General features: G+C 70.3%; 15 protein-coding genes. 9 read left to right on the top strand and 6 right to left on the bottom strand.

Going from position 1 to position 14,412, the window contains the following annotated elements; genetic code table 11:
* Positions 1-30: 30 nt before the first annotated feature.
* Complete coding sequence (locus JOE57_RS14850) at positions 31-927, bottom strand: LysR substrate-binding domain-containing protein (protein WP_204919185.1); 897 nt, start codon at positions 925-927, stop codon at positions 31-33.
* Positions 928-1,073: 146 nt separating this feature from the next.
* Here JOE57_RS14850 and JOE57_RS14845 point away from each other — a divergent pair, with 146 nt between their 5' ends.
* From JOE57_RS14845 to JOE57_RS14825, 5 genes are read left to right on the top strand one after another with little or no spacing between them, the layout of a single operon-like run.
* Positions 1,074-1,796, top strand: a complete 723-nt coding sequence (locus tag JOE57_RS14845; protein WP_204919184.1) for a DUF4129 domain-containing protein — start codon at positions 1,074-1,076, stop codon at positions 1,794-1,796.
* On the top strand, positions 1,793-2,359 hold the full coding sequence (locus JOE57_RS14840) for a hypothetical protein (protein WP_204919182.1): 567 nt from the start codon (positions 1,793-1,795) through the stop codon (positions 2,357-2,359). Before JOE57_RS14845 ends, JOE57_RS14840 begins: the two co-directional genes overlap by 4 nt.
* On the top strand, positions 2,353-3,333 hold the full coding sequence (locus tag JOE57_RS14835) for an AAA family ATPase (RefSeq protein WP_204919180.1): 981 nt from the start codon (positions 2,353-2,355) through the stop codon (positions 3,331-3,333). Before JOE57_RS14840 ends, JOE57_RS14835 begins: the two co-directional genes overlap by 7 nt.
* A 13-nt stretch (positions 3,334-3,346) precedes the next feature.
* Positions 3,347-4,711: a DUF58 domain-containing protein gene (locus tag JOE57_RS19225; RefSeq protein ID WP_204919178.1), complete on the top strand. Its 1,365-nt coding sequence runs from the start codon at positions 3,347-3,349 to the stop codon at positions 4,709-4,711.
* Positions 4,708-5,313 carry a hypothetical protein gene (locus tag JOE57_RS14825; RefSeq protein ID WP_204919176.1) on the top strand — a complete coding sequence of 202 codons (606 nt, stop codon included), beginning with the start codon at positions 4,708-4,710 and terminating at the stop codon, positions 5,311-5,313. The genes JOE57_RS19225 and JOE57_RS14825 overlap by 4 nt, the downstream gene beginning before the upstream one ends.
* A 35-nt stretch (positions 5,314-5,348) precedes the next feature.
* Here JOE57_RS14825 and JOE57_RS14820 read toward each other — a convergent pair whose 3' ends face one another.
* The 5 genes from JOE57_RS14820 to JOE57_RS14800 form a co-directional block, all read right to left on the bottom strand.
* A complete protein-coding gene (locus JOE57_RS14820) occupies positions 5,349-5,501 on the bottom strand; it encodes a hypothetical protein (protein WP_204919174.1) in 153 nt (50 codons plus the stop codon).
* Positions 5,502-5,654: 153 nt separating this feature from the next.
* Complete coding sequence (locus JOE57_RS14815; protein ID WP_204919172.1) at positions 5,655-6,167, bottom strand: DsrE/DsrF/DrsH-like family protein; 513 nt, start codon at positions 6,165-6,167, stop codon at positions 5,655-5,657.
* Between the two features lie 52 nt (positions 6,168-6,219).
* The gene (locus JOE57_RS14810) at positions 6,220-6,534 is read right to left on the bottom strand and encodes a TusE/DsrC/DsvC family sulfur relay protein (protein WP_204919170.1); all 315 of its coding nucleotides are present in this window, start codon (positions 6,532-6,534) and stop codon (positions 6,220-6,222) included.
* 10 nt (positions 6,535-6,544) lie between these two features.
* Positions 6,545-7,801, bottom strand: coding sequence for a type III sulfide quinone reductase, selenoprotein subtype (gene sqr, locus JOE57_RS14805; protein ID WP_204919168.1), 1,257 nt, complete (start codon positions 7,799-7,801; stop codon positions 6,545-6,547).
* Between the two features lie 122 nt (positions 7,802-7,923).
* Positions 7,924-10,374 carry a RyR domain-containing protein gene (locus JOE57_RS14800; protein WP_204919166.1) on the bottom strand — a complete coding sequence of 817 codons (2,451 nt, stop codon included), beginning with the start codon at positions 10,372-10,374 and terminating at the stop codon, positions 7,924-7,926.
* 180 nt (positions 10,375-10,554) lie between these two features.
* Between JOE57_RS14800 and JOE57_RS14795 the strand changes: the two genes are divergently transcribed.
* The 4 genes from JOE57_RS14795 to JOE57_RS14780 all read left to right on the top strand — a co-directional run bounded on the left by JOE57_RS14795 (position 10,555) and on the right by JOE57_RS14780 (position 14,400).
* Positions 10,555-11,544 (top strand): MsnO8 family LLM class oxidoreductase, encoded by a 990-nt coding sequence (locus JOE57_RS14795; protein ID WP_204919164.1) that lies wholly within the window; start codon positions 10,555-10,557, stop codon positions 11,542-11,544.
* A gap of 83 nt (positions 11,545-11,627) precedes the next feature.
* A complete protein-coding gene (locus JOE57_RS14790; RefSeq protein ID WP_204919162.1) occupies positions 11,628-12,368 on the top strand; it encodes a VIT1/CCC1 transporter family protein in 741 nt (246 codons plus the stop codon).
* Between the two features lie 37 nt (positions 12,369-12,405).
* Complete coding sequence (locus tag JOE57_RS14785) at positions 12,406-13,065, top strand: class I SAM-dependent methyltransferase (RefSeq protein WP_204919160.1); 660 nt, start codon at positions 12,406-12,408, stop codon at positions 13,063-13,065.
* A gap of 165 nt (positions 13,066-13,230) precedes the next feature.
* Entirely contained in the window at positions 13,231-14,400 is a 1,170-nt protein-coding gene (locus JOE57_RS14780; protein ID WP_204919158.1) for an acetylxylan esterase, read from the top strand.
* Positions 14,401-14,412 lie beyond the last annotated feature (12 nt).

The raw sequence follows: 14,412 nt of genomic DNA, 5'->3' as shown, positions 1-14,412 counted from the left end.
CCCGGCCACTGGCGTCTCCACCCCCAAAGGTCAGGCGGCCGCCGTCGGCGCACTCTGCGCGCTGACATCGAACTGGGACAGCAGCTCCTTGGCCGCCGGCGACGGCTGGTGCGGCAGCGCCACCGCGACACGCCACTGCAACCGGTCGTGGTCGATGGCGACCGCAGCCAGCTTGTCGGGTCGCTTGCGCGCGAAGTGCTCCGGCACGATGGCGATGCCGAGCCCGTGCTCCACCAGGTCCAGCAGGGTGTGTACGTCGTTGACCTCCATCGACACCCGGTGGGGTGACCCGATCGAAGCGAAGGCGCGCTCAGCCAGCACCCGGGCACCCCAGCCCGGAAGGAATCCGACGAAGCTCTCCCCCACCAACCGGTCGATCTCGACCGAGGTGAGCGCCGCGACCGGATGGCTCGGATGGCACAGTACGACGAACGACTCGACCGACAGCGGGACCAGCTGGAGCCCGATCGGGTCGGGGTCGCAGATCGCCACCAGCGCCAGATCGACCTGCCCGGCGCCGACCTTGGCCACCAGGTCGGCCGAACCCTCATAGCTGAGCCGCACCTCGACGCCCGGATGCCGGCTACGGAATCCGGCCAGCTCCTGCGGCAGGTTCAGCACTCCGAGGCACTGCTCGGTACCGACGCTCATCGTCCCCCGCAGCACCCCCTGGACCGCAGCCACGGCGTTCTTGGCTGCGGTGGCGCTGGCCACCGTACGCACCGCCTCGTCCAGGAAGGCACGGCCCGCCGGGGTGAGCTCCACCCGACGGGTGCTGCGGACGAACAGCGGTGAGCCGAGCTCGGTCTCCAGCGCCCGGATCGATGCCGACAGTCCCGACTGAGAGATCTGCAGCAGCTCGGCGGCGTGGGTGAAGTGCTGCTCCTCGGCGACGGCGATGAAGTGCTCCAGCTGGCGAAGTTCCACAACCTGACTCTAGCCCCGGGTCGCCGCCTCCCGATCGGCCGCACGCATCGGTGGGCAGGTCGGCCTGGCGGTCGCCGGTCCCGGCCCACCGCCGGAAAGCGCGCGCCCTATGCTGGACTTTCCTCGTCTGGACGGAGCAGAGAAGCTTGCGGTTACGCACGCGGTCGGTCGGCGCCCTGGTGGGTGTCGTCACCGTGCTCGTGCTGGCGCTGCTGGGCGCCGCTACCGGCGGCTCCTGGACGCTGGAGCACCGCAACTTTCCACAGTTCGCCCGGCCGGATCGACCGTTCGAGATGCCGACGCCGGCAGGGGGCATGCCAGGCCCGGCATCGGCGACCCCACAGCCCCACCCGCCGGCGCTGCACCTCGACCTCAGCTGGCTGGGCACGCTGGCCCTCGCTGTCGGGGTGCTCGCCGCGGTCGGCCTGCTCTGGTGGCTCTGGCAGCGCTTTCGGCGCACGGTGTCGACGGTACGGGAGGACCCGCGGGGCCTGGGGGCTGCCTTGGTTGCCGACCAGGCGATGCCCGATCTGCCGGTGCTGCGGCAGGGCATTGCTGCGGCCACCCGCTCCCTGGACCGGATCTCCGACCCCAACAACGCCATCGTCGCTGCCTGGCTCGAGTTGGAGGAGGCCGCCGACGGCTCCGGGGTGACCCGGCAACCGGCCCAGACCCCGACCGAGTTCACCGTCGACGTGCTGGCTCGGACCGAGGCCGATCCGGTCGCCACGCGCGAGTTGCTGCGGCTCTACCACCGGGCCCGGTTCTCCAGCGCCGGCGTCGGTCCGAATGAGGTCGCCGCCGCTCGGGCCTGCCTGGGTCGGCTGGCTGCCAGCTGGACCGGCGCAGCACCGGGGCCGACGCCATGATGGACTTCGAAGCCCAGCGGATCCGGCGGACCAGGGTCGTCTGGGTGGTCGTCCTCAGCGTGCTGGTGCCGGTGGCCGCCTTCGTGGTGGGCGTCAACTGGGTGCAGTGCCTGCTGCTCGGCACCGCCACCGCCACCGTCGGCGGCCTGCTCGCCCTGCTGCCGGCGGGTGAGGACGTGCCCTGGGAGCCACCCGACGACCAGATCGCCGACGGTGCCCGGCGCGAGGTGACGCGACTGTCCTGGACGCTGGGCGGGCATGAGAACAGGGTCGGCGAGGCACCGTTGCGCCGACTCCGCGAGCTCGCCGTGACCCGCCTCGCCGCCCGCGGCGTGCAGGTGGACGACCCCGCCGGACGAGAGACGGCGGCCCGGCTGCTCGGCGACCAGGTCTGGGCCGTGCTGACCGCCGAGACGGGCCCGCCGCCGCGCTTCGACACCTTCGTCCGGTGCGTCGATGCGCTCGAACGCCTGGACACCCTTCCTTCCGGTGACCACCCGGACCACGCTCACCGCCCCCGCCCGTACGACAATCCAACCGTTCCAGGAGCCCCGTCATGGTGACCGCCCAACCACTGCCCGTAGCCGAGGTGTCGCGTCTGTGCGGCACTGTCCTTACCGAGGTCGGGACCGTCGTCGTCGGGATGGAGTCGGCGCTGCGGACCGCGCTGGCCGCCATCCTTGCCGGCGGGCATGTCCTGTTCGAGGATGTCCCGGGGCTGGGCAAGACGCTGGCTGCCCGCAGCCTCGCCACCGCTCTCGGCCTGGACTTCCGCCGGTTGCAGTGCACCCCGGACCTGCTGCCGGCCGACATCACCGGCTCGTACGTGTTCGACCCCGCCGAGTCGCAGTTCGTCTTCCGGGCCGGGCCGGTGTTCACCGGTCTGTTCCTGGCCGACGAGATCAACCGGACAGCGCCCAAGACCCAGTCGGCGCTGTTGGAGGCGATGGCCGAACGCCAGGTCACCGTCGAGGGGCACAGCTTCCCGCTGGCGAAGCCGTTCCATGTGATGGCCACCTCCAACCCGGTCGAGTACGAGGGCACCTACCCGCTGCCTGAGGCCCAGCTGGACCGCTTCATGGTCCGGCTCGCCGTCGGCTACCCCGATCGTCAGGCGGAGACGGAGGTCTTGATCCGACGGTTGGAGCGCCGCACCGAGGAGGCCTCGGTCCGCCAGGTGGTGGACCCGGAGACGGTGCTGGCCATGCAGGCGGGTGTCGAGGCAGTCGAGGTCGACCGTGACATCAGCCGCTACTGCGTCGACCTGGCCGCCGCGACCCGCGGGCATGGCGCGGTCGAGGTCGGCGCCTCCCCGCGTGGTTCACAGGCTCTGGTCCTGGTCGCCCGGGCACTGGCTGTGCTGTCGGGCCGTGACTATGTGACGCCGGAGGACGTGAAGGAGATCGCGGTCAGCGCGTTGGCCCACCGGCTCACCCTCAACCCGCAGACCTGGGCGACCGGCCTGCAGCCCGCCGACCTGGTCCAGACACTGCTGTCCCAGGTGCCCGGACCGGCCGCCGTCGCCTCGGCCCGTTGATCAGGAGCGCCCGGTGAGCATCCCCGAATACCGTCCGCCGCCGGCACTCCCCCAGCGCTGGCGCACCAGCGTCGCCGCCGGCGCCTGGACGGTGGCCGGGATGGCCCTGCTGGTGCTCGGCCTGTTGACCAGGCGCCCGGATGTCGGGGTTCTCGGCGTACCGCTGGTGCTCACCGTGGTCTGGAACTGGCTGCACCGGCCGGACCGGTCGGGGACCGCCTCGCTGCGGGTCGGCGGCCAACTGGCCGAACCGGGAGAGATCGTCGGCCGGTTGACCCTCTCACCGGCGCCCTCGGTCGCCAGCATGCACGTGCGGGTGGCCGCACCCGGGCACCGGACCAGCGAGGTGCTGGTCGCTGCCCGGCAGCAGCGGGAGCTGCGGCTGACGATGTCGACCGTACGCACCGGGCAGCACACGGTGTTCTCCACCGACTGCCTGGAGGCGGGAGCCGACCACCTGGTACGGCACACCCCGTTCTCGGTACGGCCGGTGACCGTCATGGTGCTGCCCGCGGCGAAACCGCTCCGCCAGCTGCCGCTGCCGTTCCGCCTCCAGGGCCTGACCGGAGCCCATAACTCACGACGTGCCGGCGACGGGGGCGACCTGCACGACATCAACCTGTTCCAGCCGGGCGACCGGCTCCGCCGGATCGACTGGCGGGTGACGGCCCGACGCGGCCAGACGCCCGCTGCGGCTGGACCGGGCTCCGCCCGGCTGACCGACCTCTACGTCCGGCGGACGTTCGCCACCGCCGATGCGACAGTGATGCTCGTCCTGGACTCCCGCGACGAGGTCGGTCCCGACATCTCGAACTGGAGCGGGGCGACCGAGGTCCGCCAGGACCAGGCCACCTCACTGGACGTGGCCCGGGAGGCGGCGGCCTCGTTGGCCCGCCGCTTCCTCGACGGCGGTGACCGGGTCGGTCTCGAAGACCTGGGCAGGATGCGCCGACCGGTCCCGCCGGCGGGCGGCCGCCAGCAGCTCCGGCGGCTGGTACACCACCTCGCGCTGGCTCAACCCGAGGGCGAACCCAAGCCGCGGCGGCGGGCTCCCCGGCTGCCGTCGGGTGCCCTGATCATCGTGTTCTCCACCTTCCTCGACGACGACGTGGCCCGGCTGGCCTGGTTGTGGCGGCAGAGCGGGCATCGGGTGATCGCCGTCGACGTGCTGCCCAGGCTCGAGGGTGGATCGCTGCCGCCGCGGTTGCACACCGCCTACCGGATCATCCGGATGGAACGTGGCGACCGGTTGCGCGCGCTGGCGGGCACCGGGGTCGAGCTGGTGCACTGGGAGGGCGACCCGGACGGCAACGGCTCTACGGAGAACGTCCAGGTCTCGCTGATGGCGCTGGCCCGCAGACGGGCGGACCGGCGATGAGCGCAGCAGGCGGCCCGACCGCCGACACGCGTTGGCAGCGGCTGCTCCGGGCGCTGCGGGTCGACCGGTCGCCGTCGGCCCGAGCCAAGCCGTGGGTGCGGATCGAGATCGGTCCCAGCGTCGGCGGCTGGGTGCTGCGCCTCGCCATCGGGCTGATCGCCTGCGGCTGCGCGGCCCTGACCGTGTCAGGTGCCTTCTGGTGGGTGCTGACCGGACTGGCTGTGGCCCTGGTGATCATCCGGCCGCAGGGGATGGCACCGGCGATGCTCGCGCTCGCGCTGGGCCTGACCCTGGTGCTCTCCGGCGGCGACCCGTGGCGATGGCAGAGTTTCGCGCTGCTGCTGGGCGTCCACCTGCTGGTGGTGCTCGGCGCGACGAACGGCGACCTGTCCTGGCGGGGCCGACTCGAGCTGGCCGTCCTGCTTCCCGCACTGCGCAGGCTGCTGGTGATGCAGGCCGTCGCCCAGCTCTTGGCGGTGGTGATGGCGTGGTTGTCGAGCCAGGCGGTGCGCTCCGGAGGTCTGGCCGTGCTCGGCGGTGTCGGCCTTGCGGTGCTGGCCTGGGCGCTGCTGTCCCGCCTCGCGCAGACGTTGCGGGGCTGACCGGCCCGGCCTGGGCTGAGCCGGCAACAGTCGGGTCAGGCTGGGTCGTCCGCGGCCCCCCAGGCGTCGTCGACGGAGGTCTCACCCTCGGTGCGGGGGTGGTCGTGATGGATGGTCGGCCGTGCCGGTGGGCGCTCAGCAGGCTCCGTCGGCTTGTCCTTCGCATCCTCGACGGGCTGCTCGCTCATCTGGCTCCCTTTCCCTGCAGCGCTGTGGACCGGAGGCGTAGCTGCTCGCCATCGCCGCCGCCTCACTCTCAGTCTGCCGCTCCGTCTGTCCGAGCGGAAGGCCACCATGGCCCACACCCTGCGGGCCCTGGTTTGGCGGCGTGCCCGGACGGGTCAGATGAACAGCATCTGGGCGCCCTCGGTCTTCTCGATGAAGTCGCTGGCGCTGATGATGTCCTCGACCTCGTCGTAGAGGTCCTCCTTGGTCAGCTTGTTCATGTCGGCCGACATCCGGCAGGCCCACAGGTGGCCGCCGGAGGCGACGATCTGCTCGAGGAACTCGGGCACCTCGGGTACGTCCACGTCGGCGATCGACTTCTTCAGCCGGGAGGTGGCCAACGCGGTCATTCCCGGCAGGCCGCCGAGGCCTTGGGGCATATGGGTGGCGGTGTTGCCGAGCATGGTGAACTGCAGGTCGCCCATCGTCTTCTTGTTGATCATGTCGAAACCCCAGAAGGTGAAGAACAGATGCGTCTCCACCCCTTCACCCAGGGCGGCGTTCGCCAGGATCAGTCCGGGGTAGGCCATGTCCAGGCTCCCCTTCGAGCAGATGATGGCCAGCTTGCGGCCGGTCGGGGTCTCGTTGTCGAACTGCGGAACGATCGCCGGTGCGGCGTCGGTGGTCATGTCTTGATCTCCTTCATAGGTGGTGCGTGGTGAGAGGTGCAGACGGTCGGGCTCAGACGCAGCCCTGCGGCTTCGGCAGACCGGAGATGTAGGCCATCTTCTTGGCCGGCTTCTGCGGGAACAGGGCGAACAGCTCCTTGATCGGAACGCCACCGACGGTGGCGACGCGACGCAGGGTCGCCGTCTCGCCCTGCTCTTCGAAGTCCTTGCGCAGGAAGCGGATCGCCTTCCAGTGGGCGTCGGTCAGGGTGATGCCGATCTGGGCTGCCAGCACGGTAGCCAGCGAGTCGTCCCATTCGTTCGGGTCGGTCAGGAAGCCTTCGTCGTTGACATGAATCTGATGACCGTCGAGCGTGGTCACAGGCATTGCATTCTCCTTATGTGATGAGGTTCTCGGTACGGTTGGGGTTCTTCTTGCCGATCATGGACATGTGTGCCGGCAGCGGCATCCAGCGACCCGGCAGGAGCACGTTCCAGTAGATCCAGCGGAAGGCGAGCTTGCCGAGATGGTTGGCTCGCGTCTCCTTGAGCAGGCCCATCGGGCCAACGAGGGGCAACGGGTAGGCGCCGGGCAGCGGCTCGGTGTCGTAGTTGAAGTCGATCAGCAGCCCCTTGTGGTCGCCGGACTCGATGAAGCAGTTCGCATGGCCGTCGAACGCACCTGTCATCGGCCTGCCCTGGATGAGCTGGAGGAAGTTGTCGACGAAGATCTCCACGGAGAAGTGCGCGACCGAGCCGGCCTTGGAGGTCGGGATGTCGGAGGAGTCACCGACGGCGAAGATGTTCGCGAACTGCTTGGACTGCAGCGTGTGTCGGTCGACGGGTATGTAGTTGAGCTCGTTGCCCAACCCCGACCTGGCGACGAAGTCGGCGCCCATGTTCAGCGGGATGGTCACCAACAGGTCGAACGGGACCTCGCGCTCGTCGAACGAGACCAGCATCTTCTTCTCGTTGTCGATGTGCTCGACCAGGAAGTCGGACTCGACGTGGATCTTGCGCTCGTCCAGCATCGACCCGAGGTGTGCCGACGCGATGGGTTTGGTGAAGGCTCCCGGCAGCGGCGTCACGTAGACCAGCTCGACCCGGTCCCGGATCCCCCGCTTACGCAGCCAGGAGTCGGCCAGGAAGGTGAACTCCAGTGGTGCCACCGGACACTTGATCGGCATGTCGGTGATGTGCACGACCAGGCGGCCATGGTCGAACTCCTTCAGCGCCGACGCCAGCGCCTGTGCACCGTCGAAGGTGAAGAAGTCGAAGATGCTGCGCCGCCATTCGGAGCCCAGCATGCCCGGGGTCTGGTCGGGACGCGGAGACGTACCGGAGGCGATCACCAGGTAGTCGTAGGCCAAGGTCCGGCCGTCGGTCAGGGTGACCAGGTCCGCCGCTCCGTCCACCCGGTCGACTTCACCGATGACGAAGTCGACGCCGTCCGGCAGGAAAGCGTGTCTCGACCGGGACACCTGCTCCGGCTTGTAGGTGCCGAACGGCAGGAACAGATAGCCCGGCTGGTAGGGATGCACGTCGTCTCGGTCGACGACGGTGATGTGCCAGTCAGTCGCCGCCAGGCGCCGCCTCAGCTTGTTGACGATCATGGTGCCGGCGGTTCCCGCACCCAGCACCAGCAGTCGCTTCATGGGTGATACTCCTCGAGTTCAACGTGGTTGGTGTTCCTGCCAACCACGCTAGGAGGCGCTCTGCACAGTCAACAGTGCCAAAGGTCCCCACGTACCCGGTGGGGTATCTCACACTGGCTCGTTCAGCCAGCGTCGACGCTCTCGTAGTTGGCCGCATAGTGCTCCTGGGTGATGACGTAATGCTCGCCCTTCGTCCCTCGGATGACCCAGTCCCCGGCCCGGGCGGTCTCGGCGCCCTCCATCGAGGCGACCACCTCGCCGTCGATCGCCGGCCTGGCCTGGACGACGCCCGTTCGGCGCCAGCGCTGCCCGTCCACGTGCTCATAGCTGGTCTCGAACACCGCCGGCGCCACCGACCAGATGCCGCCCTTGCCGTCCGAGAGCCGCCAGTCCCCCGGACTTGCCCGCAGCACCTCGCCGTTGCCGTTCCGCCAGGTCCACGCCTGCTCGACCTGCTCTGCCGTCACCTCACCGACCCGCCGTACCGCACGCCAGCGCAGGGAGGAATCGGGCTGAACGGGAGTGGTCCTGACCGGCCTGGACCGGTAGCCCAGCCCACGCAGGATCGCCACGGTGTCCATCACGTTGTCCCTGGCGCGGCTCCTGTTCTTGTCGTCGAGCTCCTCCCACGGCAACAACGCCGTGTGGCGCCGCCTGCTGTCATCGCGTACGGCCGCCTGTCGCCACCCACTGTCCAGGTAGTAGCGCATCCAGGACTCGTGCTCGAGTCGGGCCAGCTGCTCCACCTCCTCGGGGCTGAAGTCGAGATCCTCCTCGGACTCGCCGGCGGCAGCACCCCAGGTGCGGCCGAGCCGCTCGGCGCTGGCCAGCGTGTTGGTCACCAGCCGGATGTTGGAGCCGCGGAGGAACGGCGACAGCCGATCCCAGGAGACGTGCGCCTGCTGCTTCGGATCCGGCGGGGTGGCGAACTTCAGCAGATAGAGCTCGTGCACGATCCGCGCCGCACGTTCCCAGCTGTCGATGGCGACCCGATCCGACGGCTCGAGCGTCAGCCCGTACGGATACAGCCGCTCCATCGCCGGCTCGGGACTGAGGCCCTCGTGGCCGGGCTTGGGGTCGAAGATCGTCCAGGCGGGGAAGCGGGCGGCGAGCGAGGTGCCGAACTGGGCGGAGACGTCAGCTGGCCGCTCGGTCAGGATGACCACCGGTTGCGCGCTCCCCCGCAGCGCGTCGGCCAGGTTCTCCGCGGTCGGCAGCTGCCCCAGCACCCGCAGCGTGGCCAGCTGGGCGGAGTTGCCGAACCGCTCCTGCCGGAGCCGGTGCTGCTCGTACAGGGTGGCCGCGGTCGCACCCATCAGCACGACCTCTCGGTGCAGGCTCCCCGGGCCGGTGGTCAACGGGACGGCCCTGGCGGTGTCGAGGACAGCCTGCTCCCGGTTGCGCTGCGCCAGTTCGGCACACAGCGCCAACGCCAGCGGCGACTGTCCGATCACCACCAGCCGGTCCCAGCCGAGCTGCTCCATCCGGGTCAGGATCATCGAGGCGGTCACCTCATAGATGCTGAGCGCATCACTGATCCAGGTAGTGGTGCCGTCGGCGCCCTCGGCCGGCTGCGCCACCCGGTAGGAGTTGGTCCGACGCCAATACTCCGCCTGCCAGGGGTCGTCGATCCGCAGCACCAGCCGCGGTGGCAGCCGCGAAGACGGTGGACGGGCGGCGGCAGCGATCGCGCTGACCAGCTCGGCCCGCTGGGCGTTCAGGGAGGCATCGGCGGCGATCAGGTAGAGGGTCCGGATCTTGAACCGGCCCCCGCTGGTCAGCAACGAGCGGAGCTCCGCCGGCCGGTCGAAGTTCACGGTGACGGCGCGGGCCCGGATGGAACGGGCGGTGCTGACCAGCGGGTCCGCGTCGTTGTCCGTCAGCACGGCGAGCGTCTCCCCGAACTGGAGGTCCCCCCGGGCCCGCCGCAGCAGGGCGACGGAGGCCTCCTCGAGACCGGACACCACCACCAGGGCAGGGGCCAGCCGGATCCTGATCCGGTCCACCTGGGCGCGGAACACCGCGGCGACCACACCCGTCGCAGCCAGCGCGACGATGGACTTGGCGAACAGCTCGGCCACCTGGATCGCCTGCGGGATCTGGGCCGGACAGCCCGGCAGGTTCCTGGTGCCGAAAGGCTGCTCCGCGTTGCCGAACGACAGGCTGATCGTCCAGACCAACGGGGTCCAGAACGGGCTGCGGCCCGCGGTGCAGCCCCAGTAGGAGACCATGCCCAGCACCAGGATGGTTGCCACCAGGGTCGAGGTGGCGATCAGCGAGTAGCCCCGCCGCTGCCCACGACGAGGCAGCCAGATGACCAGGTAGGCGCCGATGGCGAGCAGACTCTGCGCCAGGCTGGGCCACCACGCGGTCGGGTCGCCGTACCCGGAGAGGAGCCCGGGCCACTCGCGGACCGCCTCGACCGGCAACACCACGGCGAGCACGAGCGCGACCAGGCCAGCCAGGTAGCCGGCCAGCAGGACGGCTGCCAGCAGGTTCGGGCCGGCCAGGGTCTGCTCGCGGCGCAGCTGGCCGCGAGCCGGCTGAAGCGGTCGACGGTCGGCAGCGGACATGACTGATACCTACCGCACCGTGCCAGGCCACGGCCGGGCCGGGGGCCGAAGATGCCTAACAGTTATAGAGCTCAGTGGCAGGCGACGGGGAATGTCCGGAGCCAGCGGATGGTTGTCGGCAGAGATGCCGTGCCGCGCTGGCGCCATCGCCGTCCGATCCAACCTGCCGCAGGAGGCACCGTGCCGTTACCGCTTTCCGTCCTTGATCTCGCCCCGATCAACGAAGGAGGGACGGCCCGCGAGGCGCTGCTGCAGAGCCTGGACCTGATCCAGCACGCGGAGAAGTGGGGGTATCGGCGCTATTGGGTCGCCGAGCACCACAACATGATGGGCGTCGCCTCGGCCGCCACCCCGGTGACGATCGGGTTCCTGGCTGCCGGGACCTCCACGATCCGGGTGGGGTCGGGCGGCGTGATGCTGCCGAACCATGCCCCGTTGGTGGTCGCCGAGCAGTTCGGCACTCTCGCGAGCCTGTATCCGGACCGGATCGACCTCGGCCTGGGACGGGCACCCGGCACCGACCAGCTGACGGTGCTGGCGCTGCGCCGCGATCCCGCCAGCAGTGACCAGTTCCCCTCCGACGTGCAGGAGCTCCAGCACCTGCTCGGTCCGCTGCAACCCGGTCAACGGGTGCGGGCGGTGCCCGGTTACGGCACTCGGGTGCCGATCTACATCCTCGGCTCGAGCTTGTTCGGCGCCCGCCTCGCTGCCGCGCTCGGGCTGCCGTACGCCTTCGCCTCCCATTTCGCCCCGGATGCTCTGCAGGCCGCGGTCCAGGCGTACCGGGAGAACTTCCGGGCCTCCGAGCAGCTGGACGCCCCGTACGTGCTGGCCGCACTGAACGTCGTGGCCGCCGAGACGGATGCCGAGGCCACCCGGCTGTTCACCACCATGCAGCAGCGCTTCCGTGACCTCGGCCGTCCGGGCGACAGCCAGGGCCGGCCGCCGGTCGAGGACATCGAGGCGGTCTGGACGCCGGCCGAGAAGGCTCGGGCGTCGCACATGCTGCGTTATGCGGCCGTCGGCTCGCCGCAGACGGTCAAGGAGTCTGTGGCCGACTTCGCCGCGCATGCCGACGCCGACGAGCTGATCGTCGTCACCAACACCTTCGACCATGCCGACCGGCTCCGCTCGTATGAGCTGCTCGCCGACGTGCACGCCCATGGCTGAGTCCGCGACCGGGCCGTCCGGCGAGCGGCAGGCAATCCTGCCCTTCCTGGAAGGTCCGGACCGTCCGTGATTGTGTGGACGCCATGAGCGAGACCGACGCCGAGACCACCGCTGACCAGCCGCACGAGGACGAGCCGCACCGCGCCGGCCTCAACAACCGGCTGAACTGGCTGCGCGCCGGGGTGCTGGGTGCCAACGACGGCATCGTCTCGGTGGCCGCGGTCGCGGTCGGTGTCGCCGGCGCGACGACGGCCATCGGCCCCATCCTGACCGCCGGTTCGGCGGCCCTGGTCGGCGGCGCCATCTCGATGGCGCTCGGCGAGTACGTGTCGGTGAGCAGCCAGCGTGACAGCGAGCGCGCCCTGATCGCCAAGGAGCGGCGCGAGCTGCGGGAGATGCCGGAGGAGGAGCTGGCCGAGCTCACGGCCATCTACCAGGAGAAGGGGCTCAAGCCCGAGACCGCCCGTCTGGTGGCGGAGGAGCTGACCGAGCAGGACGCTCTGAAGGCCCACCTCTCGGCGGAGCTGAACATCGACCCGAACGACGTCGTGAGCCCGTGGCGGGCCGCCCTGGCCTCGGCCGCGGCGTTCACCATCGGCGGCATCCTGCCGATGCTGGCGGTGCTGCTGATCCCCACCCCGTGGCGGATACCGTTGACGTTCGCCGTCGTCCTGATCGCCCTCGCCCTGACCGGGGCGAGTGGTGCGTACCTTGGGGGCAGCCGGGTGCTGAGGCCGACGTTGCGGGTGGTGATCGGCGGTGCGCTGGCGCTGGCGGTGACCTTCGGGCTCGGCTCCCTGCTCGGCACTGCCGGCATCGGCTGACCTCCGGAAGCCTCCGGACAACACCTCGAGGAGCCTGATGCCTGCACAGAGTGAGGGCGAGCAGTTCGTCTCGCATCCGATCTTCGCCCGCGCCTACATCAGGGCCAGTGCGGCGATGGACCGCAGCGGTGGTCGCGAGCTGCGGCAACGCCTGCTGGCGGGGCTGAGTGGCACGGTGGTCGAGGTCGGGGCCGGCAACGGCCGGAACTTCGCCCACTACCCCGCCGAGGTGACGTCGGTGCTGGCCGTCGAGCCCGAGCCCCGGCTGAGAGCCGCGGCCGAGCAGGCGGCCCGGGACGCACCGGTCCCGGTGCGGGTGGTGGCCGGGGTGGCCGACCGGCTGCCGGCCGACGACGCGAGCCTGGACGCCGCCGTCACCTCGCTGGTGCTGTGCTCGGTGCCGAACCAGGCGACTGCCCTGGCCGAGATCCACCGGGTCCTCCGGCCCGGCGGCAGCCTCCGCTTCTACGAGCACCTGCTGGCCGAGCACCCGGGCGCGCTCAGAAGGGCGCAGCGGTTCGTGGACGCCACCTTCTGGCCGCCGCTCACTGCCGGCTGCCACTGCAGCCGCGACACCCTCGCAGCGATCGCCGCCGCCGGCTTCACCATCGTCCGGCCCGAGCGGTTCCGGCTGCCGAGAACCGGCTTGGTGATGCCGGCCTCCCCCCATGTGATCGGCACCGCCGTCCGTACCTGACCCCGAACGTGTGATGGCGTGTCGGTTTCCCAAGTCAGCATGGGAAACTGTCACATGACGGGGACGATTTCCCTGGCTGAGTGACAGAATCCCAAGTCGACTTGGGAAACTGACCGACCCCCGCCCGCACCGACCGATCCCCTCGGCGCTTGTACGATGACGGCCATGTCCGACGACGGCACCAGCTCCGGCTATGAGGATCCCGGCTACGGGAGTGATCGCGCGGTCGCGACGCATCCTCTCGGCGGTTACCAGGACTGGCCCGCGTACGCCCGGGGGCGAGCGCCGTTCCACAACACCGGCTCCGCGCTGGCCCATCTCGGTGCGGTCCTGGGGGTACGGGCGCCAGCCGAGCCGACGCCCGAGCTGCGGACAGAGCAGAGCTGGGAGCATGGCGGGCTGACCACCACCCGGTTGAGCTGGAGTGTCGGCTTCGGGCCCCGGACGGTCGGCTACCTCATCCGACCGACTGGCGCCGCGTCCGCTCTGCCCGGAGTGCTGGGCCTGCACTGTCACGGCGGCTACAAGTGGGTCGGGGCGGAGCAGCTGGTCGATCTCGGGCCGGATACGTCGGCGGAGGCGCTCGGCCTGCAGGCCGGGTACTACGGCGGCCTGGCCCCCGCCACGGAGCTGGCCCGGCGCGGCTTCGCGGTGTTGACGCATGACGCGTTCTGTTGGGGCAGCCGTCGGTTCGAGCTCGACCCTCCACCGATGGGAATCCTGCCGACCGTCGCCGGCGCGGAGGCCCTCTGGCGCGAGCAGGGGGTCACTCCCTCGGCGGCGGAGCGCTACAACGTCGCCGCCGCGGCACACGAGCACACCGTGGCCAAGACGGCCGGCATCCTGGGCACCAGCCTCACCGGTACCGTCGCCGCCGACGACCTGGTGGCGCTGGAGATCCTCGCCTCGCTGCCAGAGGTGGACGCCGAGCGGCTCGGCGCGTTCGGCTTCTCAGGTGGCGGTGGTCGGTCGGTGATCCTGGCGGCCCTGTCGGCCAGGGTCCGCAGCTATGTCGTGAGCTGCATGATGGCCACCTTCGAGTCGCTGATGCCGCACTACATCGACAACCACTCGTGGCTGCTCAACAGCCCGGGGCTGTGGCGATACGCCGACTGGCCCGACGTCACCGCGGGCCGGGACGGCCAGCAGCTGCTGGTCCAGTACGGGATCGAAGACCCGCTGTTCCCGATCGAGGGCATGCAGGCGGCGGACCACCGGTTACGGCAGCTGCATGCCGACCGCTATCGGGGCTCGTTCTACGCCCAGGGACACCTGTTCAACGAGACGCCTCAGCGGGAGGCCTGGGACTTCTTCGCGCGGACCCTGGCCGGCTGATCCACCCGACCG

The sequence above is a fragment of the Microlunatus panaciterrae genome, assembly GCF_016907535.1.
In the GTDB taxonomy this organism is placed as follows: Bacteria; Actinomycetota; Actinomycetes; order Propionibacteriales; family Propionibacteriaceae; genus Microlunatus; species Microlunatus panaciterrae.
This window is presented reverse-complemented; position numbering and strand designations above follow the sequence as displayed.